Source organism: Rathayibacter caricis DSM 15933 (genome assembly GCF_003044275.1).
GTDB lineage: Bacteria > Actinomycetota > Actinomycetes > Actinomycetales > Microbacteriaceae > Rathayibacter > Rathayibacter caricis.
Genome location: NZ_PZPL01000001.1, coordinates 3,272,169 through 3,292,797, shown reverse-complemented (window position 1 = coordinate 3,292,797; position 20,629 = coordinate 3,272,169). Strand labels below are relative to the sequence as shown.

Genomic DNA, 20,629 nt, shown 5'->3' with positions numbered 1-20,629 from the left:
CGCGGGAGCGGCGCCCCGCGCGACCCGGACGGGAGTGCTCGGAGGCGCGCGGCGTGGCACTCTTGAGGGGTGACCGACTCGTCCGCCCCCGCCCCGTCCTCGACCGCCTCCGAGATCGAGTGGCTGACCGTTCCCGACCTCGTCGAGCGCACCGGCCTCGGCGTCAGCCGCATCCGCCGGATGCTCGAGGAGCGCCACCTGCTCGCCACGCGCCGCGACGGCAAGCTCGTCGTGCCGTCCGTGTTCCTCCGCGACGGGGAGCCGATGTCCGAGATCCGCGGAACGGCGATCCTGCTGTCCGACTCCGGGTTCTCCGACGACGAGGCCGTCGAGTGGCTGCTCGCCGACGAGGAGAGCCTGGGCACGAGCCCGGTCCTCGCCCTGCAGGCTGGCCGCAAGGCTGAGGTGCGCCGCGTGGCCCAGGCCCTGGCCTGATCCGCTCGGCGGCGCCGTGAGCGCCTCCCGGCTCAGGCGGTCCGGACGCTGACCCGGGCCGCGAGGTCCCGCAGCTCGTCGAGTCCCTCCTCGCGCAGAGGCGATCCGGGCAGCACCGCCAGCGCCGTTTCGACGTCGCGGCCGATCCGCTCCTCGAGCCGGTCCAGGGCTCCGCTCTCGGCGACGATCGTCTGCGCGCGGGCGATGTCCTCGGCGCCGGCGTCGCTGCGACCCACGACGGCGTCGAGAGCGTCGCGCGCCGAGGCGGAGGAGCCCGCGCGGGCGAGGCCGAGCAGCATCGTCCGCTTCCCCTCGCGCAGGTCGTCGCCCGCGGGCTTGCCGGTGAGGGCCGGGTCCCCGAAGACGCCGAGGACGTCGTCGCGCAGCTGGAACGCGATGCCCAGCGGGAGACCGAAACGCCGGAGGGCGTCGATCTGGGCGTCGTCGCCTCCACCGAGGGAGCCGCCGATCGCGAGCGGCGCCTCGATGCTGTACTTCGCGCTCTTGTAGACGACGACGCGCTCGGCCCGCGCGAGGTGCTCCTGCTCGTCGTGACCGGCCCACGCGCTCTCCTCGAGGATGTCGAGGTACTGGCCCAGCGTGACCTCGGTGCGCATCAGATTGAACTCGGTCCTCGCGCGCCCGGCGCTGGTGCGGTCCTCCAGGGCCCATTCCGCGTCGGCGAAGATCTCGTCCGACCACACCAGGAGCAGGTCTCCGAGCAGGATCGCGGAGGAGCGGCCGAACTCGTCGCCCGAGCCGGCCCAGCCGCCGGCCGAGTGCATCCCGGTGAAGCGGCGGTGCGCCGAGGGGGCGCCCCGGCGGGTGTCGGAGTTGTCGATCACGTCGTCGTGGACCAGGGCCGCGGCGTGGAACAGCTCGAGTCCGGCGCCCACGCTCGCGACGGGGTCGGAACCGCTCGGATGGGCCTCGCTGGGGACCGCCGAGACGGCCGTCCAGCCGGCCTCGCAGAAGCGCGCTCGGAACCGCTTCCCGCCGCTGAGAAAGTCCCGCGAAAGGTCGCCGAGGGCGGAGACGTCCTCTCCGATCGAGCGCAGAATTGGCGTGCGCCCGGCGAGGAATCCATCGATTCGGAGCTGGACGCGATCGACCAGACGAGTGCTGTTGTTCACCTGACCAGCCTATGCATCGACGCCGCCTAGCGCCTGTGCCGGGCTCGGTCTACACTGAAGCGCCACCCGCCCCGTCGACCACACCGTGTCGCCAACCTGGTGTCGCTCCCGAGAGGATCGGCGCCGCACCCTCGAAGGGGTCAAGATGCCGCTTTCCGAGCACGAGCAACGGCTCCTCGACGAGATGGAGCGCAACCTCTATCAGAACGATGCCGATTTCGTGGCGGCGGTCAGCAAGGGGCGCGGCGGCACCAACTACCGGGCACTCGTGCTCGGCATCCTCCTCTCGCTCCTCGGACTCGCGATCCTCGTGACCGGCGTCATCGTCCAGGTCCCGCTCGTCGGCGTCGGCGGCTTCGCCGTCATGCTCGCCGGAGTCGTCGTGGCCATGCGCCCGGCCGCCGGGGGAGTCGAGGAGCCCGGACTGCCCGGCGCGGCCCGTCCCGCGAAGCCCCGGTCCACCGGAGCGCGTCCGAACTCCACCTTCATGGATCGTCTGAACGATCGATGGGACAACCGCGGCGACGGTCGCGGCTGACACCCCACTCCGCACCACCCACAGGGTCGATCCTCACGGATCGGCCCTTTTTTCATGCCCGGACCCTCCCTCTGAGCGCTCAGTCCCTCCACTGCGCTCCACCCGTGCTCCGCCGCGCGATCCCGCGGATGACCGGGGAGAAACCGGTGCGTCGCCGCGCGCCGCGGGTTGTGGGTGGGGGGAAGTGGAGTACTGTGGAGGACACACCATCCGGGCCGGAAGAAGTGGGGGGACGTCCGTGTTCCTCGGCACCTATTCCCCCAAGCTCGACGAGAAGGGCCGCGTGATCCTCCCCGCCAAGTTCCGCGACGAGCTCTCCTCCGGAGTCGTCGTCACGCGCGGTCAGGAGCGGTGCCTCTACGTCTTCAGCCAGAGCGAGTTCGAGACGATGCACGAGAAGATCCGCCAGGCGCCGGTCACCAGCAAGCAGGCCCGCGACTTCCTCCGCGTGTTCCTCTCGGGCGCGAGCGCCGAGACGCCCGACAAGCAGAACCGCGTCACGCTGCCGGCGCCGCTGCGCGCCTACGCGGGCCTGGACCGCGACCTCACCGTCATCGGCGCGGGCAACCGTGCCGAGATCTGGGCGCAGGACGCCTGGGACGCGTACCTGACCGAGCAGGAGTCCGTCTTCTCCGACACCCAGGAGGAGGTGATCCCCGGACTGTTCTAGCTCCTGCCGCGCGACTCCCAGCCACTCGGCGCCCGGACGCACCTTCCCCGGTGTCCGGTCGTGAGATGGATGGGGATCGGGCAGCAGGAACAGGACGGCGGGACCGCCATGGCAGACGACACCGAGAAGAAGCAGGTGCGCCCGACCGAGGAGCGCCACCTGCCCGTGCTCCTCGAGCGCTGCGTCGAGCTCCTCGCTCCGGCGATCGAGCGCGACGGCGCCGTGCTGGTGGATGCGACCCTGGGCATGGGTGGGCACTCGCTCGCCCTGCTCGAGCGCTTCCCCGGCCTGCACCTCGTCGGTCTCGACCGCGACCCCGAGGCGCTGGCGCTGGCGGGGGAGCGGCTCTCCGCGCACTCCTCGCGGATCGACCTCGTGCACGCCGTCTACGACGAGCTGCCCGAGGTGCTCGACGAGCTGGGGATCGACGAGATCGACGGGGCGCTCTTCGACCTCGGCGTCTCCTCGCTGCAGCTCGACGAGACGGAGCGGGGCTTCTCCTACTCCAAGGACGCGCCGCTGGACATGCGGATGGACGCCACGGCGCCGCTCACGGCGGAGACGATCCTGGCCGAGTACGACGAGAGCGCGCTCCGCCGCATCTTCCACGAGTACGGCGAGGAGCGCCTCGCGCAGCGCTACGCCAAGCGCATCGTCGAGGCGCGGAGGGAGGCGCCGATCGTGCGCTCCGGCCGACTGGTCGAGATCATCCAGGCCGCGACGCCGGTCGCGATCCAGCGCAACGGCCACCCCGCCAAGCGCGTCTTCCAGGCGCTGCGCATCGAGGTCAACCAGGAGCTGTCGGTCCTCGAGCGCGCGATCCCCGCCGCACTCGACCGCGTCGCCGTCGGCGGCCGGATCGTCGTGGAGGCCTACCAGTCGCTCGAGGACCGCATCGTCAAGCGCGCACTCCAGGCCGCATCGTCCTCGACGGCCCCCGCGGGGCTGCCGATGGAGCTGCCCGAGCACCGACCCGAGTTCCGACTCGTCCTCCGCGGCGCCGAACTGGCGTCCGACGAGGAGAAGGCCCGAAACCCCCGAGCAACACCCGTGCGTCTGCGCGCGGCCGAGAGGATCAGGAGGACCGCGTGAGCGCCACCGCCGTCATCGACCCCGCCGTCATCGAGCACACCCGCCCGGCCCGTCCGGGTGAACCGTCCGAGAGGCCCCGCATCGAGGCGGTCCCGGCCGCAGCGAGCGCACCGCGCCCCAAGCTCGTCTACGGGATCGTCGCCGTGGCGGGCCTGTTCGCGATCATCGTGGTGCAGCTCCTCGTCAGCGTGGGCCTGTCGCAGGGCGCGTACCAGATCGCGGCGCTGCAGACCGAGCAGAAGACGCTCACCCGCAGCAACGCCGAGAAGCAGGACGCGGTCGACACGCTGAGCTCGCCGCAGAACCTCGCGACCGCCGCGCAGGGTCTCGGCATGGTCGCGAACACCGCTCCCGTCTACCTCCGCCTGTCGGACGGCGCCGTGCTGGGCGACCCCGCCTCCGCCTCCGCCAGCGAGGTCGGCACCGCGGGCGCCGCCGCGCTCGTGCCGAACGCCCTGATCCTCCCCGCCGGCGCGGAGGCCGCTCCAGCCGCCGCGAGCGCGTCGTCCGCCGCCGGAGCGGCCTCGGCCGTACCGTTGCAGGGCGAGCTGCCCGCCCCGATCACGCACTGACCGGCCAGGCCTCCCGGCCGCTCCGACCAGCACACGACGAACGGCTCCACCCCGCCCGGACGCAGAAGGACACCGCCGCAGTGAGACAGAACCGCTCCAGCCGACGCCGCACCGCCGTCACGTTCCTCGTGATCGCCGCGGTCGTGGGCCTGTTCATCGGCAAGCTCGTCGACATCCAGATCGTCCGCGCGAACGAGCTGACCGACGCGGCCGCCGAGAGCCAGTCGAGCAGCAGCGTCACCTACGGCACCCGCGGTGCGATCGTCGATCGTGCGGGGGCCGTCCTCGCGGATACGACGACCCGCTACCGGCTGACCACGTCACCGCGCAACGTCGCCGAGTTCCCCCGCGAGATGCCGGACGGTCGGGAGGTCGTGGTCAGCATCGAGCAGGCCGCCGCCGAGATCGGTGCGATCACCGGCCAGAGCGTGGAGCAGGTGACGGGCCTCGTCGACGCCGAGCTGGCCGAGAACGCGAAGGCAAACTACCTCGTGCTGGCCGAGGGCCTGGACCTCGAGGCCTACCAGAAGCTGGTCGCGCTCGACATCCCGTGGCTCTACTTCGAGACGCAGCAGGGGCGGACCTACCCCAACGGCGCGGTGGCCGGCAACCTGATCGGCTACGTCGGCGCCGACGGTGCGGCTCAGGAGGGCGTGGAGTACACCGAGAACTCGTGCCTCGCCGGCAAGAACGGCTCCGAGAGCTTCGAGCGCAGCGCCGACTACGTCCGGATCCCGGGCAGCACCGTCGCCGAGACGCCCGCCGTCGACGGCGGGCAGGTGCAGCTGACCATCGACTCCGATCTGCAGTACTACGCGCAGCAGGTGCTGTCGCAGCGGGTCGCCGAGGTCGGCGGCAGCTACGGGATCGTCGTCGTGCAGGAGGTCGAGACCGGCAAGCTGCTCACCGTCGCCGAGACCCCGACCGTCGACCCCAACGACGTCACGGCCAGCGCCGCGGCCGATCGCGGATCCCGCGCGTTCCAGAGCCCGTTCGAGCCCGGATCGACGTTCAAGCCCATGACGGCCGCGATGCTGATCGACCAGGGGCTCGCGACGCCGACGACCCACGTGGTGACGCCCGACACCTTCGAGAAGAACGGCGTCTCGTTCAGCGACGACTTCGCGCACACGCCGACGAACTACACGCTGACCGGGATCCTCAAGGACTCGTCGAACGTGGGCATCGCGACGATCGGCTCGAAGCTGTCGGCTAAGCAGCGCTACGACTACATGCTGAAGTTCGGGCTCGACGCTCCGACCGCGGTCGGGTTCCCCGGCGAGTCCGGCGGCCTGCTCAGCGACTACCAGGACTGGGACGGCCAGACCAACTACACGACCATGTTCGGCCAGGGCGTCTCCGCCACGGCGATCCAGGTCGCGGGCATCTACCAGACCCTCGGGAACGACGGAGTGCGCCTCCCGGCGCAGCTGGTGGCCGGCTGCACCACGGCCGACGGGACCGTCGTCGACGTCCCGGACGCGACGGGCACGCAGGTCGTCTCGGCCGGAGCCGCGCACGACGTCGTCGACATGCTGCAGACCCACTACACCGACGGCTGGCTCGCCGACTACATCCACGTCGACGGCTACAACATCGCGACGAAGACCGGAACGGCTCAGCAGCCGGACGGCGACGGCGGCTACTCCTCGAGCTACACGGTCTCCCTCGCGGGGCTCGCTCCCGCAGAGGACCCGAAGTACGTCGTGACGGTCACCATCGCCGATCCGGTTAAGATGAACACGTCCCAGGCGACCGCCCCGGTCTTCCAGCAGGTCATGACCCAGGTGCTGAAGACCAACCGGGTGGAGCCGTCGACGGTCCCCGCCGTGAGCTACCCCACGACGTGGTGATCGCACCACCACGAGAGAAAGAGCGGGCATTGCACGTCACTCGCCCGCAGTCCTCCCTCCGACCCGAGCATCCGGTCCCGAGGTCGCTCTCGCAGCTGGTGTCCGAGTTCTCGCTCCGCGCCGTTCCGGGCACGGAGGGCGTCGAGGTGAGCGGAGTGACGCTCGACTCGCGTCAGGTCGAGTCCGGCGACCTCTACGTCGGCGTCGCCGGCCGGAGTGTGCACGGCGCCGCGTTCGCCTCCGACGCCGCCGCCTCGGGCGCCGTGGCCGTGCTGACCGACCAGGAGGGCGCGGCCCTCGCCGCGGCGAGCGGACTGCCCGTCCTCGTCACCCCCGATCCGCGCGCCGCCCTCGGCGACGTCGCCTCCTGGATCCACCGCACCCGCGAGGACGTGCCCACCCTGTTCGGCGTCACCGGCACGAACGGCAAGACGAGCGTCGTCTACCTTCTCGACGCCCTCCTGCGCCGTCTCGGAGTCGTGTCCGGTCTCAGCTCGACGGCCGAGCGCCGCATCGGCGACGTTGCCGTGCCGAGCTCCCTGACCACCCCCGAGGCCAGTGAGCTGCACGCGCTCCTGGCACGGATGCGCGAGTCGGCCGTCCGCGCCGTGTCGATCGAGGTGTCCGCCCAGGCGCTGACCCGGCACCGCATCGACGGCGTCGTCTTCGACGTCGTCGGCTTCACGAACCTGAGCCACGACCACCTCGATGACTACTCCGACATGGCCCACTACTTCGAGGCCAAGGCGGATCTCTTCCAACCCGACCGTGCACGTCGCGGCGTGGTGACCGTCGACAGCACCTGGGGCCGGGAGCTGGCCGAGCGCTCGCGCATCCCCGTCGCGACCCTCGCGAGCTCCCCGGCGGTCGGAGTCGCCCCCGACGTCCCCGCGGACTGGACGATGACCGTCGTCGCGGGGACGACCGAGCAGACGACCTTCCGGCTCGACGGGCCCGAGCACCGCTCGGTCGAGGTGACCGTGCCGCTCATCGGCTGGTACATGGCTGCCAACGCCGCCCTCGCGATCGTGATGCTGGTCGAGTCCGGCTTCGACCTCGGAGCCATCGCCCACGCCCTCGAGGAGGGCGTCCTCGACGTCTACATCCCGGGTCGCGCCGAGCGGGTCTCGGGCGAGCGCGGTCCGCGCGTCTACGTCGACTACGGCCACACTCCCGATGCGTTCCAGAACGCTCTCGAGGCGTTGCGGGCACTGACGCCTGGTCGCCTGATCATGGTGTTCGGGGCCGACGGCGACCGCGATCCGACCAAGCGCGCCGACATGGGCGCGATCGCCGCCAGGCTGTCGGACGTCGTCGTCGTCACCGACTTCCACCCCCGCTGGGAGGACCCCGCCGCGATCCGCGACGTCCTCCTCCGTGCGGCGAGGGAGGCGTCACCCGACCGGGAGATCCACGAGATCCCCGACCCGCGCGCCGCCGTGCGCGCCGCCGTCGCGCTCGCGCGCGAGGGGGATTCGATCCTCTACGCCGGACCCGGCCACGAGGACTACCAGGAGGTTGCAGGAGTGCACATGCCGTATTCGGCCAGGGACGACGTCCGTCTGGCTCTGCGTGAGGCGGGCTGGCTCTAGATGATCGCCATGACCCTCACCGAGGTCGCCGAGGCCGTCGCCGGACGCCTGCACCTCGCCGGCCCCTCCTCGACGGCGTCGACGCTCGTCGACGGAGCCACCGAGACCGACTCCCGCGAGATCCGCCCCGGCGGGATCTTCGTCGCCAAGCGCGGGGAGCACACCGACGGGCACCTCTTCGCGCCGGCCGCCGTGCAGAACGGCGCCGCCCTCCTGATCGTGGAGCGCCCGCTCGATCTCGACGTGCCGCAGGTGCTCGTCGACGACTCCGTGCAGGCGCTCGGCGCCCTCGCGACGGAGGTCGTCCGGCGCGTCCGTGCGCTCGGCGGGCTGACCGTCGTCGGCGTGACCGGGTCCAACGGCAAGACGACGACGAAGAACCTCCTCCGCACGATCCTCCACCGCGTCGGCGAGACCGTCGCCCCGCGCGGCTCGTTCAACAACGAGGTCGGTGCGCCGATCACGATGCTGCAGGTGTCGGAGTCGACGCGGTTCCTGGTCGCCGAGATGGGCGCCAGCGCCGTCGGCGAGATCCGGCGCCTGGTCCGCATGGCGAAGCCGGACGTCGGGGTGGTCCTCGCGGTGGGCCTCGCGCACGCCGGCGAGTTCGGCGGCATCGAGCGCACCCTCGAGGCGAAGACCGAGATGGTCGCCGATCTCACCGCCGACGACGTCGCGGTCCTCAACTCCGACGACGGGCGTGTGGCCACGATGGCCGATCGCACGGCCGCCCGCGTGCTCTGGTTCGGCCGCGGCGAGCGGGCCGACGTGCGCGCCGTCGACGTCGAGCCCTCCGCGGAGGGCACCCGGTTCACGATCGTCGTGCGCGAGGGCGAGGGCCGCGAGGCCGGCCGCGCCGAGCTGCTGCTGCGCGTGCTGGGCGAGCACCACGTCATGAACGCCCTCGCCGCGACGGCCGCCGCGCTCTCGGTCGGCGTCCCGCTGCCGGCGATCGTCGAGGCGCTCTCGACCGTCACGCTCGCCGAGCGCTGGCGGATGCAGGTGCTCGGCGGGTCGGACGTCGTGGTGGTCAACGACGCCTACAACGCGAGCCCGGACTCGACCGCGGCAGCGCTGCGCACGCTGGCGCAGATCGCGAAGCCCGGGGGCCGCACGGTCGCGGTCCTCGGCGAGATGAGCGAGCTGGGGGAGTGGGCCGACGAGGAGCACGACCGCATCGGCCTGCACGCCGTCCGCCTGAACCTCTCGCAGATCGTCGTCGTGGGCGCCGGAGCGAGGCGCATCCACATCGCGGCGGAGCGCGAGGGGTCGTGGAGCGGCGAGTCCGTCTTCGTCGACAGCGCGGACGACGCGTACGCGTTCCTCGAGGACTACCTGCAGAGCGGCGACACCGTCCTGGTGAAGTCCTCGAACTCGGCCGGGCTGCGATTCCTCGGCGACCGACTGGGAGAGCGACACCGATGAGAGCACTCCTTCTGGCCGGCGCCTTCTCGGGCGCGTTCACCCTTCTCCTGACTCCCCTGTTCATCCGGCTCTTCCACCGGCTGCAGTGGGGCCAGTTCATCCGCGAGGACGGACCGAAGTCGCACCACGTGAAGCACGGCACCGCCACGATGGGCGGGATCGTCATCATCATCGCGACCGTGGCGGGGTACTTCCTCGGCATGCTGTTCGGGAACCGCGCCGTGGCGCCCTCGGCGCTGCTCGTGCTGTTCATGATGGTCGGCCTCGGCCTCGTCGGCTTCCTCGACGACTTCCTCAAGACCCGCAACCAGCGGAGCCTGGGTCTCGGCGGCTGGGCGAAGATCGCGGGCCAGGTGATCGTCGCCGCGGGCTTCGCGGTGATCGCGATCATGGTGCGCGACCAGAACGGGCTGACTCCCGCGTCGACGTCGATCTCGTTCATCCGGGACCTGCCGTTCGACTTCGCCTCGCTCGGCTGGATCGGCATCGGTCTGTTCGTGCTGTGGATCTGCGTCATCGTCACGAGCACGTCGAACGGCGTGAACGTCGCCGACGGTCTCGACGGACTTGCGACGGGATCCTCGATCCTCGCCATCGGCTCCTACGTCATCATCGGCTTCTGGCAGTCCAACCAGTGGTGCTTCGACGCGCAGCTCAATCCCGAGGTCGCCGACAAGTGCTACACGGTGAGCGATCCGTTCGACCTCGCGATCATCGCCGCGGCCATCTCGGGGGCGCTCGTCGGGTTCCTCTGGTGGAACACCTCGCCGGCGCAGATCTTCATGGGTGACACCGGCTCGCTGGGCCTCGGCGGCGCCCTCGCCGCGCTGGCGATCCTGACCCGCACCGAGCTGCTCGTCATCCTCATCGGCGGGCTCTTCGTCATCGTCACCGGATCGGTGATCGTGCAGCGGATCTACTTCAAGCTGACCCGGGGCAAGCGCATCTTCCTGATGAGCCCGCTCCACCACCACTTCGAGCTCAAAGGATGGGCCGAGATCACCGTCGTGGTCCGCTTCTGGATCATCGCCGGCATCCTCGTGGCCGCCGGCGTCGGGCTCTTCTACCTCGAATGGCTCTCCCTGGCATGACCGACTCCGCACCCGCCGACCGCCTCGACTCCCTCCGCAGCTGGCACTCCGACTGGCGCGGGCTCCGCGTCGCGGTCCTGGGGCTCGGAGTCACGGGCTTCTCCGTCGCCGACACCCTGACCGAGCTCGGGGCGGAGGTCCTGGTCCTCGCCGACCGCGCGGACGAGGAGCGCGAGCGACTGCTCGAGGTGATCGGCGCCCGCCTCCACCGCGCCGAGAGCCTCGACACCGTGCCCGACGAGCTCGTCGCGTTCGACCCGGAGCTCGTGATCGTCTCGCCCGGCTTCCGGCCGACGCATCCGATCCTCGAGTGGACCGCCTCGAGAGGCACCGCGGTGTGGGGCGACGTCGAGCTCGCCTGGCGCGTGCGCGACAAGGTCGTGCGCGCTGACGGCACCCCGGCCGACTGGGTGCTCGTCACCGGTACGAACGGCAAGACCACCACGGTCCAGCTGACCGCGACGATGCTCGTCGCCGGCGGGCTCCGGGCCGCGCCCTGCGGGAACATTGGCGTCCCGGTCCTCGACGCGGTGCGCGATCCGCAGGGCTTCGACGTGCTCGTCGTCGAGCTCTCGAGCTACCAGCTGCACTACCTCGACGCGATCGAGCCGATCGCGTCCACCTGCCTCAACATCGCCGAGGACCACCTCGACTGGCACGGCTCGTTCGAGGCGTACCGCGACGCGAAGGCCAAGGTCTACGCGAACACGCGGGTGGCCTGCGTGTACAACCGCGCCGACTCCGCCACCGAGCAGATGGTGCTCGACGCCGAGGTGATCGAGGGCGCTCGGGCGATCGGCTTCGGACTCGGCGTGCCCGGGCCCAGCGACTTCGGCATCGTCGACGGCATCCTCTGCGACCGCGCGTTCCTGGAGGACCGGCACAGCAGCGCCATCGAGATCGCGACGGTCGACGAACTGGCCGCCCGCCACCTCGCCGCTCCGCACATCGTGCAGAACGTCCTCGCCGCCGCCGCCCTGTCGCGGGCCTGCGGCATCGAGCCGGGCGCGATCCGCCGCGCCCTGGCGGTCTTCGAGCTCGACGCGCACCGCATCCAGGTCGTCGCCGAGCGCTCCGGAGTGACGTGGATCGACGACTCGAAGGCCACCAACCCGCACGCCGCCGACGCGTCGCTCCGCGCCTACCCGTCGGTCGTCTGGCTGGTCGGCGGCCTGCTCAAAGGCGTCGACGTCGACGCCCTCGTCGCCGCCCATGTCGATCGACTCCGGGGCGCCGTGGTGATCGGAGTCGACCGCGTCGCGGTCCTCGAGGCATTCCGGCGACACGCGCCCGAACTCCCCGTCACCGAGGTGGTCCCGGATGACACTGGGGCGGTGATGCAGACGGCCGTCGAGGCCGCCGCGGTGCTCGCCCTGGAGGGCGACGTCGTCCTGCTCGCACCCGCCGCAGCATCCATGGACCAGTTCCGCGATTACGCGGCGCGGGGCCGCTCGTTCGCTGCGGCCGTCGAGACGTATCTGGGAGGAGGGGCCGATGACCGCTCCGACGACGGGCCGCTCCCGCACTGACGCCGGCAGGGGTCCGCAGGGCGCGAAGCCCGAGAGCGGCCGGTCCGCGAAGGAGCGTGGAGGGGTGCGCACCGCGCGCGTCGTCCTCGCGAAGGTCTTCGCCTCGGAGTCGCCGAACTTCTACCTCCTGTTCGGCACCACGCTGTTCCTGGTGCTGTTCGGGCTGACCATGGTCCTCTCCTCCTCCTCGGTGACCTCGTTCCGGTCGAGCGCCGACTCGTTCGGAGGGTTCCTCCGCCAGGGCGTGTTCGCGCTGGCCGGGATCCCGTTGATGCTCCTCGTCTCGCGCGTCCCGCTCACCCTGCTCAAGCGGTCGACGCCGTGGCTGCTCGGCGCGGGCTGCGTCCTGCAGCTGCTCGTCCTCGTCTCCCCGCTCGGAGTGGGTACAGGCGGCAACAAGAACTGGCTGAAGCTGGGCGCCTTCACGCTGCAGCCCTCCGAGATCCTCAAGCTCGGCCTCGCCCTCTGGCTCGGTCTGCTGCTCGCTCGGCGCTTCCGAGCGGTGACGGAGTGGAAGAGCGCGCTCGTCCCGGTCCTGCTCGTCGCCGGATCCGCGATCATGCTGGTGCTCGCGGGAGGGGACCTCGGAACCGTCGTGATCATGGCGGGCATCGTGCTCGCCGCGCTGTTCTACGCCGGGATGCCGATGCGGGTGCTCACACCGATCGTGCTCATCGGCGCGGCCGGAGCCGTCCTCTTCGCGATCTCGACCGAGAACCGCCGCACCCGCATCTTCTCCTTCCTCGGCGACTGCTCGGGGCCCGGGCAGTACGAGACGTCCTGCTGGCAGCCCCTGCACGGCACCTGGGCGATGGCCTCCGGCGGCGTCTTCGGCGTCGGGCTCGGGAACTCGAAGGCGAAGTGGTCGTGGCTCCCCGCGGCCGACAACGACTACATCTTCGCGATCATCGGCGAGGAGCTCGGCCTGATCGGCGCGATCGTCGTGCTGGCGCTGTTCGTGGTGCTGTCCGTCGCCTTCTTCCGCATCATCCACGCCGCGACCGACCCCTTCGTGCGCGTCACGACGGCGGCCGTCATGGTCTGGCTCATCGGCCAGGCCTTCGTGAACATCGGTGTGGTGCTCGGGGTCCTGCCGGTCCTGGGCGTACCGCTCCCGCTCATCTCCTCCGGAGGCACCGCCCTGCTCAGCTCACTGCTCGCCATCGGGGTCGTGCTCTCGTTCTCCCGCAACCAGACGACCGGACTGCCGCACCTCGGTGCGCCCCGCCGCTCGCGGAAGGCCGCTGCGAAGTGACCCGCTACCTGCTCGCCGGCGGAGGCACCGCCGGCCACGTGAATCCGCTGCTCGCGACCGCCGACGAGATCCGCGCACGCGACGCGGACGCCGAGGTCCTGGTGCTCGGCACCGCGGAGGGACTCGAGGCCCGCCTCGTCCCGCTCCGCGGCTACGAGCTGTCGGTGATCCCCCGGCTGCCCTTCCCGCGGCGGCCGGACGCCGCGGTCCTGCGCTTCCCCGGCGCGCTCAAGGCCGCGATCAACGGCGTCGTGCGCACGATCCGCGACCGACGGATCGACGTCGTGGTCGGCTACGGCGGCTACGCGGCGGCTCCCGCCTACCTCGCCGCCCGCCGCGCCCGCGTGCCGTACGTCGTGCACGAGGCGAACGCCCGCCCGGGCCTCGCGAACCGGCTCGGCGCCCGCGGCACCCGCTTCGTCGGTGTCGCGTTCGAGGGCACTCCGCTGCCGCACGCGACCGTGGTCGGCATGCCGCTGCGCCGCGAGATCGCGGACCTCGACCGCTCCGCCGGGCGCGACGAGGCGATCGCGGCGTTCGGGCTGGACGCCGGGCGCCCCACTCTGCTCGTGACGGGCGGCTCGCTCGGCGCCCGGCGGATCAACGCCACGGTGCACGCGTCGGCCGCGGTGATCCTCGCCACCGGCGTCCAGATCCTGCACATCACCGGCGACCGCGCCGAGATCTCCGATCCGGGTCTCCCCGGCTACCACCTCCTCCCGTACTGCGACCGGATGGACCTCGCCCTCTCGGCCGCCGACGTGGCCGTCTCTCGAGCAGGAGCGGCGACCGTCAGCGAGCTGAGCGCGCTCGGCCTGCCCGCGGTCTACGTCCCCTACCCCGTCGGCAACGGCGAGCAGCGCTTCAACGCCCGGGGCGTCGTCGAGGCCGGGGGAGCGCTCCTGGTCGAGGACGCCGCCTTCCTCCCCGGCTGGGTGCAGGGCGGGCTCGTCCCGCTGCTGCAGGACCCCGCCCGGCTCGAGGCCATGGGCCGCCGTGCCGCCACGGTCGGCGTCCGCGACGGCTCGGAGCGGCTCGTCGACCTCGTCGACTCGGCCCTCGCGGCACGCCGATGACACCCCTCCGCGCGGCTCCCCGAACGCTTCCGCAGCACCGTCTACACTGATCCGGCGCCACGCCCCGGCCCCCTCGCCGCAGCGACTCCCGGCCGCCGAAGACCCGAAAGCGAGACCTCCGTGATCAAGCCCGACCTCGGCATCACCGTCCCCGACGAACTCGGATCGGTGCACTTCATCGGCATCGGCGGATCGGGCATGAGCGGTATCGCGCGCCTCTTCCACCACGCCGGGCACCGGGTCACCGGATCGGACGTGCGCGAGTCGCACCCGATCGAGCAGCTGCGCGAGCTCGGCATCCCGGTCGCCATCGGTCACGACGCACAGAACCTGGGCGACGCGGAGGCCGTCGTCGTCACCTCCGCCCTCTGGCCGGACAACCCGGAGTACGTGCTCGCGAAGGAGCGGGGCCTGCCCGTCCTGCACCGCTCGCAGGCGCTCGCCTGGCTCGTCCGCGGGCACCGCCTCGTCGCGGTGGCCGGCGCGCACGGCAAGACCACCTCGACCGGCATGATCGTGACCGGTCTGCTGGGTCTCGACGCAGATCCGAGCTTCGTGAACGGCGGCATCATCGAGAGCCTGGGCACCTCCTCGGCGGCGGGGTCGAGCGACCTCTTCGTCGTCGAGGCGGACGAGTCGGACGGCAGCTTCCTGCTCTACGACACCGCGGTGACGCTGATCACCAACGTCGATCCCGACCACCTCGACCACTACGGCTCGCTGCAGGCGTTCGAGGACGCGTTCGTCACCTTCGCGTCGAACGCGGGCGAACTCGTCGTCATCTCCTCCGACGACCCCGGCGCGGTGAAGGTCTCCGAGAAGCTCGAGGGCAAGCGGGTCCTCACCTTCGGCGAGGCGGAGGGCGCCGATGTGCGGGTCGTCGACCTGGAGCTCGTGGGCCCGGTGGGCTTCACCGTCGAGTTCGAGGGCCGCCGCTACTCCGCCCGCCTGCGCATCCCGGGCCGCCACAACGCCGTCAACGCGGCCGGCGCGTTCGCCGTGCTGGTGGGCCTCGGCTTCGATCCCGCCGCCTCGCTCGAGGCGGTGTCGGCCTTCGGAGGGACCGAGCGCCGGTTCGAGCTGCACGGGGCGGTCCGCGGCGTCAGCGTCTACGACGACTACGCCCACCACCCCACCGAGGTCGCGGCCGCACTGTCGGCCGCACGGACCGTCGTGGGGGAGGGGCGCATCATCGCGGTGCACCAGCCGCACCTGTACAGCAGGACCCGACTCTTCGCGAAGGAGTTCGCCGAGACGCTCGAGCGCTACGCCGACGAGACGATCGTGCTGGACGTCTACGGCGCTCGCGAGGACCCGGAGCCCGGCGTCACCGGCGCGCTCGTCAGCGGCAAGTTCGCCGACCCGTCGCACGTGTCCTTCCTCGCCGACTGGCAGGAGGCCGCGGAGCAGACCGCACGCCTCGCGCGCGAGGGCGACTTCGTCATCACGCTGGGCTGCGGCGACGTCTACCGGATCATCCCGCAGCTGCTCGAGTCGCTCGGAGCGAGCGAGGACGCCGCGGTCGGTCGATGACCGGATCGGATCGACCGGGGCGACGGGCGTGAAGCGGCCCGAGGGGCGCCGCCCGGCGCCGCCCGTGCACCCGGAGCCGCGCGAGCGGGAGTCCGTGCCGGAGTCCAGCGGAGAGCCGACCGAGCCGATCCGCATCGTCCCGGCTACTCGCTCCGCCTCGTCGACGCCGGCTGAGGAACGAGCGACGGAACGAGCGTCACCCGGTTCCGGCGCGTCCTCCGCTCCCGCCTCTGCGCGGCGCACGGCCTCCCGGGCTGCGGCCTCCGCGCGCTCGGCCGTCGCCGGGCTCCGGATGCCCGGCGCCGAGCAGCGCGCCGTCGCGCGAGCCGCACGCACCCGGCGCCGGTTCGAGCGCGGCGAGGTGCGCCGCTTCACCCGGCGCGCCCGCCGCCGCCGCCTGACCGCGCTGGTCGTCGCCGGATCCCTGGTGCTCCTCGCGATCGTCGTCGCGGTCGCGGCGTACTCCCCGCTGATGGCGGTCAGGACCATCGAGATCACCGGCACCGCGCGCATCGACGCGGTCGCGCTCGAGGACTCGCTGTCGGATCAGATCGGGGTCCCACTGACCCTCGTCGACCGCGACGCCGTCGGCGACGTGATCGGCGGCTACCCGCTCATCCAGAGCTACTCCCTGCAGACCCGCCCGCCGAGCACACTGGTCGTGTCCGTCGTCGAGCGGACTCCGGTCGGCGTCCTGCAGAACGGGGACCGCTTCGACCTCGTCGATTCGGCGGGCGTCGTCATCGAGACCTCCGACACGGCCCCGGCCGGTTACCCGACCCTCACCACGCCGTCGGGCGGAGCGACGGGGACGGCGTTCCACTCACTGGCCCGGGTGCTGCTCACGCTCCCGGCGTCCCTCGACGGGCGGGTCGCCGCGGTGACCGCCACCACGGGCGACGACGTCACGCTCACCCTGAGCGATGGAGCGGTCGTGATGTGGGGCGGGCCCGACCGCTCGGCGCAGAAGGCGATCGTCCTCGAGAAGCTCATGGCGGCCACGGACCCGGCGGAGGTGTCGTCGTACGACGTGTCCTCGCCCGCCGCTGCCGTCGTCGGCCGACGCTGAGCCCCGGCTCGGACGGATCCGCTCGGCTCTTTGCCGAATGCGGGCGTGTCTGTCGCGAGCGGGAGCGGACTCCGCCTACCGTCGATCCCACACCCCAAATGCATACTCAGCATAACTTTAAGCCTCAACTACAGGTTTAAGGTTCAGCCCGGAGGCCGGACACGTGACTTCACACCAGAACTACCTCGCCGTGATCAAGGTCGTCGGCATCGGCGGCGGCGGCGTCAACGCCGTCAACCGCATGATCGAGCTCGGCCTTCGCGGCGTCGAGTTCATCGCCATCAACACCGATGCACAGGCGCTCCTCCTCAGCGACGCCGACGTCAAGCTCGACGTCGGACGCGAGCTCACCCGTGGACTCGGCGCGGGCGCCGACCCCGAGGTCGGCCGCCGCGCCGCCGAGGACCACGCCGAGGAGATCGAGGAGGTGCTCGCGGGCGCCGACATGGTCTTCGTGACCGCCGGAGAGGGCGGCGGCACCGGCACCGGCGGCGCGCCCGTCGTCGCGCGCATCGCCAAGTCGATCGGCGCCCTGACGATCGGCGTCGTGACCAAGCCCTTCGGCTTCGAGGGACGTCGTCGCCAGACCCAGGCCGAGGCGGGTGTCGCGACGCTCAAGAACGAGGTCGACACCCTCATCGTCGTCCCGAACGACCGCCTGCTCGAGATCAGCGACCGCGGCATCTCGATGCTCGAGGCGTTCGCCACCGCCGACCAGGTCCTCCTCGCCGGTGTGCAGGGCATCACCGACCTCATCACCACTCCGGGCCTGATCAACCTCGACTTCGCCGACGTCAAGTCGGTCATGCAGGGCGCCGGATCCGCGCTCATGGGCATCGGATCCTCGCGCGGGGCGGACCGCGCGATCAAGGCCGCCGAACTCGCGGTCGCGTCCCCGCTGCTCGAGGCGAGCATCGACGGCGCGCACGGCGTGCTGCTCTCGATCCAGGGCGGATCGAACCTCGGCATCTTCGAGATCAACGACGCCGCCCGACTGGTCCAGGAGGCGGTGCACGCCGAGGCGAACATCATCTTCGGTGCCGTCATCGACGACACCCTCGGCGACGAGGTGCGCGTCACGGTCATCGCGGCCGGCTTCGACGGCGGAGAGCCGGGCGGGCAGGCTCCCGCGGCCCTCGCTCAGCCCCGCACGCAGCAGAGCGCGGCGTCGGAGTCGTCCGAGCCGGTCCCCGTGGCCGCGGCCGCCCCCGCCGCCGGATCGATCTGGTCGAGCGCGCCCGTCGCGGCTCCGGCGCCGGTCGCCGACCCGTCGTTCGACGACGACGACAGCGACCTCGACATCCCCGACTTCCTCAAGTAGTCGGCTGTGACCGATCCCGAGCTGGCCGCGCGCTGGTCCTCGGTCTCCGAGCGGGTCGCCGATGCGGCCCGCTCGGCCGGTCGCGATCCCGGTGACATCACCACCATCGTCGTGACCAAGTTCCATCCCGTCGCGCTGATCCGCGATCTGCTCGAGCTGGGGGTCGTCGACTTCGGCGAGAACCGGCACCAGGAGGCGCAGGAGAAGGCGGCCGAGCTCGCCGGCACCCCCGCGCGCTGGCACTTCATCGGGCAGCTGCAGAGCAAGAAGGCCCGGCAGGCGCGCCGGTACGCGTCGGCGGTCCACTCCGTCGACCGCCTCGCCCTGGTTCCGCTCCTGGACGCGGGCGAGGACGCTCTCGACGTCTTCCTGCAGATCAACCTCACCGACGATCCGGACCGCGGAGGCGCGGCACCCGACGACGTCGAGCACCTCGCCGAGGCCCTCGCGAGCGCCGCGCACCTGCGCTTCCGGGGCGTCATGGCGGTCGCTCCGCTCGGCGAGGACCCCCGACCCGCGTTCGCGCGACTCCGCGTGCTCTCGGAGCGCGTGCGCGCCATCGATCCGTCGGCCTCCGCCGTCTCGGCCGGCATGTCGCACGACTTCGCCGAGGCGATCGCGGAGGGCGCGACACACCTGCGAATCGGGTCGGCAATCACCGGCAATCGACCCGCCCGCCCTTAACCTCGACCTGACCCACTAGTGGGAGCAGACACGACACGGAGGACACAGATGGCCAACCCGCTGAAGAAGACGATGGTCTACCTCGGACTCGCCGATGAAGAGGTCGAGTACGAGCGCGCCGACACCGTCGAGGCGGCTCCGACCACGGCCCACCGCGCCCCGGTCTCGCCCGTCCAGCCCGTCCCGCCGGTCGAGCAGACCGCTCCGCAGCAGCCCCGCGCGACGGTCACCCCGCTCCGCAAGCCCACCCCCCAGACTCCGAAGGCGACGGCCCACGCCGAGATGAACGAGATCCTCACCGTCCACCCCAAGCAGTACCGTGACGCGCAGGTCATCGCGGAGAACTTCCGCGACGGCATCCCCGTGATCATCAACCTCTCGCAGATGAGCGATGCGGACGCCCGCCGTCTCATCGACTTCGCGAGCGGCCTCTCGCAGGGCCTCTACGGCCGGATCGAGCGCGTGACGAGCAAGGTCTTCCTGCTCTCGCCGTCGCACATCACGGTCGCCGGCGACTCGGCCTCCGCCGAGAGCGACGCCGACGCGTCGTTCTTCGCGAAGTCCTGACCCCGGGGAGCCCTGGCCAGCGGTGACCTCCGTCGTCTCGCTCCTCGGGAGCGTCCTCTACTTCGTCCTGCTCCTGTACTTCTTCGCCATGTGGGCGAGGTTCGTGCTCGACCTGGTGCGGGTCATCCGCCGGGACTGGCGTCCGCGCGGCGCCGGTCTCGTCGCCGCCGAGACCGTCTACACGGTCACGGACCCGCCCATCTCCTTCTTCCGGCGGCTCATCAAGCCCGTGTCGATCGGTCCGATCGCCCTCGACTTCGGCTGGAGCCTCACCATGCTCTGCGTGATCGTGGGCATGTACATCGCGACCTGGCTCCGCGCCGCCTGATCCGACTCCGGCCGCTCCCGGTGATCCCTCAGCCGAGGGACGCACGGGGCGGTGCCGGGATCACTTCCGCTCCCTGTATCGTGGGGGCGTCCTGACGTTCTCCGCGGTGCTCGCACTGCGCCGCGTTCACGAAGTTGCTAGCTTTAGTCGAACGTCGATAAACGTGTACCTACTTGAAATCGAAGGTGGAAAGCCATGGCGCTCACTCCCGAAGATGTTGTCAATAAGCGGTTCCAGCCGACGAAGTTCCGCGAGGGCTACGACCAGGACGAGGTCGACGACTTCCTCGACGAGGTCGTCGTGGAGCTCCGCCGCCTGAACCAGGAGAACGAGGAGCTGCGCCAGAGCCTCGCCTCCGGCGGCTCCGACGCACCGCGCGACGCCGCGCCGGTGACGTCCCCCGCTCCCGTCGTCGACGAGACCCCGGCTCCCGAGCCGGAGCCCGAGCCCGAGCCCACTCCGGCGCCCGCGCCCGTCGCCGCTCCCAGCGCGTCGCAGTCGGCCCCGGTCGACGAGGCCGAGTCCTCCAGCGGACTTCTGCAGCTCGCCCGCCGTCTCCACGAGGAGCACGTCCGCGAGGGCGCCGAGAAGCGCGATGCTCTCGTCGCCGAGGGCCGGGCGACCGCCGCCCGTCTCGTCGCCGAGGCCGAGGCGAAGCAGCGCCAGCAGCTTGCGAAGCTCGACGAGGAGCGCGCGACGGTCGAGCACCGCATCGACGAGCTGCGCACCTTCGAGCGCGAGTACCGCCAGAAGCTGAAGAGCTATATCGAGGGTCAGCTCCGCGAGCTCGACGTCCAGCCGGTTCCGGCGGAGTCGTCCTCGTTCCCCGGCTTTGGGGCGTAGCACCACCGCAGCGAACGTCAGGC

Annotated in this window: 20 protein-coding genes; 19 read left to right on the top strand and 1 reads right to left on the bottom strand. The window is 71.4% G+C overall.

The features are described from left to right. Nucleotides 1-69 precede the first annotated feature (69 nt). Nucleotides 70-435 carry an Rv2175c family DNA-binding protein gene (locus C1I63_RS15335; RefSeq protein WP_230670389.1) on the top strand — a complete coding sequence of 122 codons (366 nt, stop codon included), beginning with the start codon at nt 70-72 and terminating at the stop codon, nt 433-435. 32 nt (nt 436-467) lie between these two features. Here C1I63_RS15335 and C1I63_RS15330 read toward each other — a convergent pair whose 3' ends face one another. After that, nucleotides 468-1,568 carry a polyprenyl synthetase family protein gene (locus C1I63_RS15330; RefSeq protein WP_107575323.1) on the bottom strand — a complete coding sequence of 367 codons (1,101 nt, stop codon included), beginning with the start codon at nt 1,566-1,568 and terminating at the stop codon, nt 468-470. A gap of 145 nt (nt 1,569-1,713) precedes the next feature. On the opposite strand from C1I63_RS15330, the gene C1I63_RS15325 reads away from it, so the two are divergent. The 18 genes from C1I63_RS15325 (at nt 1,714) to C1I63_RS15240 (ending at nt 20,606) form a co-directional block, all read left to right on the top strand. Further along, nucleotides 1,714-2,106 (top strand): DUF3040 domain-containing protein, encoded by a 393-nt coding sequence (locus tag C1I63_RS15325; RefSeq protein WP_055794940.1) that lies wholly within the window; start codon nt 1,714-1,716, stop codon nt 2,104-2,106. 238 nt (nt 2,107-2,344) lie between these two features. Next, nucleotides 2,345-2,776: a division/cell wall cluster transcriptional repressor MraZ gene (mraZ, locus tag C1I63_RS15320; protein WP_055794943.1), complete on the top strand. Its 432-nt coding sequence runs from the start codon at nt 2,345-2,347 to the stop codon at nt 2,774-2,776. Nucleotides 2,777-2,884: 108 nt separating this feature from the next. After that, nucleotides 2,885-3,868 (top strand): 16S rRNA (cytosine(1402)-N(4))-methyltransferase RsmH, encoded by a 984-nt coding sequence (gene rsmH, locus C1I63_RS15315; protein WP_107575322.1) that lies wholly within the window; start codon nt 2,885-2,887, stop codon nt 3,866-3,868. Further along, a complete protein-coding gene (ftsL, locus tag C1I63_RS15310; protein WP_055794949.1) occupies nt 3,865-4,440 on the top strand; it encodes a cell division protein FtsL in 576 nt (191 codons plus the stop codon). The genes rsmH and ftsL overlap by 4 nt, the downstream gene beginning before the upstream one ends. Nucleotides 4,441-4,520: 80 nt before the next feature. Next, nucleotides 4,521-6,293 (top strand): peptidoglycan D,D-transpeptidase FtsI family protein, encoded by a 1,773-nt coding sequence (locus C1I63_RS15305; protein WP_244907102.1) that lies wholly within the window; start codon nt 4,521-4,523, stop codon nt 6,291-6,293. Between the two features lie 29 nt (nt 6,294-6,322). Further along, nucleotides 6,323-7,885 (top strand): Mur ligase family protein, encoded by a 1,563-nt coding sequence (locus C1I63_RS15300; protein ID WP_055794952.1) that lies wholly within the window; start codon nt 6,323-6,325, stop codon nt 7,883-7,885. After that, the gene (locus C1I63_RS15295; RefSeq protein ID WP_107575321.1) at nt 7,886-9,310 is read left to right on the top strand and encodes a UDP-N-acetylmuramoyl-tripeptide--D-alanyl-D-alanine ligase; all 1,425 of its coding nucleotides are present in this window, start codon (nt 7,886-7,888) and stop codon (nt 9,308-9,310) included. It begins immediately after the preceding gene. Further along, nucleotides 9,307-10,401, top strand: coding sequence for a phospho-N-acetylmuramoyl-pentapeptide-transferase (gene mraY / locus C1I63_RS15290; RefSeq protein WP_055794958.1), 1,095 nt, complete (start codon nt 9,307-9,309; stop codon nt 10,399-10,401). The genes C1I63_RS15295 and mraY overlap by 4 nt, the downstream gene beginning before the upstream one ends. Next, nucleotides 10,398-11,930 carry a UDP-N-acetylmuramoyl-L-alanine--D-glutamate ligase gene (murD, locus tag C1I63_RS15285; protein WP_107575320.1) on the top strand — a complete coding sequence of 511 codons (1,533 nt, stop codon included), beginning with the start codon at nt 10,398-10,400 and terminating at the stop codon, nt 11,928-11,930. Before mraY ends, murD begins: the two co-directional genes overlap by 4 nt. Beyond that, the gene (ftsW, locus tag C1I63_RS15280; RefSeq protein WP_055794965.1) at nt 11,896-13,185 is read left to right on the top strand and encodes a putative lipid II flippase FtsW; all 1,290 of its coding nucleotides are present in this window, start codon (nt 11,896-11,898) and stop codon (nt 13,183-13,185) included. Before murD ends, ftsW begins: the two co-directional genes overlap by 35 nt. Next, complete coding sequence (locus C1I63_RS15275; RefSeq protein ID WP_107575319.1) at nt 13,182-14,261, top strand: UDP-N-acetylglucosamine--N-acetylmuramyl-(pentapeptide) pyrophosphoryl-undecaprenol N-acetylglucosamine transferase; 1,080 nt, start codon at nt 13,182-13,184, stop codon at nt 14,259-14,261. The genes ftsW and C1I63_RS15275 overlap by 4 nt, the downstream gene beginning before the upstream one ends. A gap of 120 nt (nt 14,262-14,381) precedes the next feature. Then, entirely contained in the window at nt 14,382-15,794 is a 1,413-nt protein-coding gene (gene murC / locus C1I63_RS15270) for a UDP-N-acetylmuramate--L-alanine ligase (RefSeq protein WP_055794971.1), read from the top strand. Between the two features lie 292 nt (nt 15,795-16,086). Next, nucleotides 16,087-16,863: a cell division protein FtsQ/DivIB gene (locus tag C1I63_RS15265; protein ID WP_146168473.1), complete on the top strand. Its 777-nt coding sequence runs from the start codon at nt 16,087-16,089 to the stop codon at nt 16,861-16,863. Nucleotides 16,864-17,026: 163 nt separating this feature from the next. Continuing rightward, entirely contained in the window at nt 17,027-18,184 is a 1,158-nt protein-coding gene (gene ftsZ / locus C1I63_RS15260) for a cell division protein FtsZ (protein ID WP_055794975.1), read from the top strand. Between the two features lie 6 nt (nt 18,185-18,190). After that, on the top strand, nt 18,191-18,868 hold the full coding sequence (locus C1I63_RS15255; protein WP_107575317.1) for a YggS family pyridoxal phosphate-dependent enzyme: 678 nt from the start codon (nt 18,191-18,193) through the stop codon (nt 18,866-18,868). A gap of 48 nt (nt 18,869-18,916) precedes the next feature. Further along, a complete protein-coding gene (locus C1I63_RS15250) occupies nt 18,917-19,435 on the top strand; it encodes a cell division protein SepF (RefSeq protein ID WP_055794981.1) in 519 nt (172 codons plus the stop codon). 22 nt (nt 19,436-19,457) lie between these two features. Further along, nucleotides 19,458-19,763, top strand: coding sequence for a YggT family protein (locus C1I63_RS15245; RefSeq protein WP_055794987.1), 306 nt, complete (start codon nt 19,458-19,460; stop codon nt 19,761-19,763). A 195-nt stretch (nt 19,764-19,958) separates the two neighbouring features. Next, complete coding sequence (locus C1I63_RS15240; protein ID WP_107575316.1) at nt 19,959-20,606, top strand: DivIVA domain-containing protein; 648 nt, start codon at nt 19,959-19,961, stop codon at nt 20,604-20,606. Nucleotides 20,607-20,629 lie beyond the last annotated feature (23 nt).